Annotated in this window: 2 protein-coding genes; both read left to right on the top strand. The window is 41.5% G+C overall.

Annotated elements, in window-relative coordinates; all coding sequences use genetic code 11:
* Positions 1-104: 104 nt before the first annotated feature.
* The gene (locus AC52RT_RS05995) at positions 105-1,007 is read left to right on the top strand and encodes a hypothetical protein (protein WP_495539902.1); all 903 of its coding nucleotides are present in this window, start codon (positions 105-107) and stop codon (positions 1,005-1,007) included.
* A gap of 192 nt (positions 1,008-1,199) precedes the next feature.
* Positions 1,200-1,621: serine hydrolase domain-containing protein (locus AC52RT_RS05990; RefSeq protein ID WP_495539901.1), on the top strand; the 422-nt coding region annotated here is incomplete at its 3' end.

Raw genomic sequence — 1,621 nt, 5'->3', positions numbered from 1 at the left:
AATACAGACTGCTTAAGTCCGAATGGTATAATCACCTTACCTGAAGAAGAGATCCCTTAGTGAAGAAAAACATCAGCAAGTACGACTAGAAAGATAAATCAAACATGGACGATAAATTATTTAAAATCCTAAAAAAGGTCTATTGCAAGAAGCGTTATGTGAAAGACGAAAACGGATACAATCAACCGGTAAATACCGGTGACAAATTCGATTGTGACACAAAAACAACAAACTATTCCCTTTCGATATTAAATGATAAAGAAAATGAGTACCTTCTCTCATCAGGTTATCCGGTAAATGAAGTCACAGGTTATACTCACGATGAATGTATTCATGCATATAAGAAGCTTTTGGAACATCCGAATCTGACGATTGACAATTTGATAGCAGCGTATATATGCGGTTTTTCCAGTTTCCCCCGTGGAAGACAGGCAATTCTCAGTTTCTTATTCGCCAGAGCAGTGCCGGAACACGATTTCGTTGAGGTTCCCGGTTATGATCATTGCTATTTTTGCTGTGTGCATAAACAGGAGTGGGTGCAGAAAGGATATGAGATTTTTCGAAAATACTGGGGATATTCCTGGACAGAAGGCTGGGGCAAATACCTTGTTGAATTGCAGGAGTTTGCTAAACTCCCGCCTTGCGTTCCTACAGAAGAGGACATCCGGATCTTCAGAGAGCTCATCTCGCTTATAAGGGCTGCTCAAAAAGGCGAGACACCGGGCAAATTGGAAGAACGGGTCAAGAAGAGCAAGATCATACCAGGTTACGAGAAGTATCGTTTCAGAGGCCAGCTTATGACACTTGCCGAATTAGGTGTAATGCCCAACGATTATCTTAAGCCACTTTATGATGGTTTTACTTCATTTAAGGAACGTTGCGAGATTAAAACTCCCTTTAAGGGAAGTGAGCGATCGGACGTTATGCCCCCACTTGAATACTGGCGTGGCGATAACCCAATTAATGAAGAACGGCTGAATGTGCTATTTGGCAGATATTTGAAATGACGATAGATGATAATATAAACAGATAAGGCAACTAAGCAGGTCATGGCTGGGATATGTGTGCAATCATACTATTTTGAGAGCTAAAAAAGTACGATTTTGTGCTTTGCGAGTTGCAAGGACGTTTTTTCGCACTTTTTTCGAGGATGAAAGAGTACGATTTGAGCCATTTATTTAGAGTGAACCGGAGGATCTATGGATAAAGACTTCAGAGGGAATGCATATATAGTTAAAAACAACGAAGTGTTGTTGAATTACAGCGGTGGTTTTGCAGACCTGGCAAATGAGATCCCAAATACATTTGGAACAAGATTTGCAACTGCATCCATGGGCAAGACTTTTGTTGCCGTGGGAATCCTTCAGCTGATCGAAGCTGGAGAACTGGATCTCGAAGATACTATCGGCAAGATCCTGGATTTTGATCTGAAAAGCATCGATCCATGCGTTACAGTAAGGCAGCTTTTGAATCACACGTCAGGTGTTCCGGATTACTTTGACGAATCAGTTATGGATGATTACGAGGCACTGTGGACTGATTATCCCAACTACAGGATCAGGCATAACAAAGACATGCTTCCGCTGTTTATTGATAAGCCAATGATGTATGGCAGGGGTGA

Source organism: Peribacillus sp. (assembly GCF_059453735.1).
This window is presented reverse-complemented; position numbering and strand designations above follow the sequence as displayed.

Excerpts from the sequence above, each read along its gene's own strand:
- AC52RT_RS05995 (WP_495539902.1), top strand. The coding sequence starts at position 105 with ATGGACGATAAATTATTTAAAATCCTAAAAAAGGTCTATTGCAAGAAG.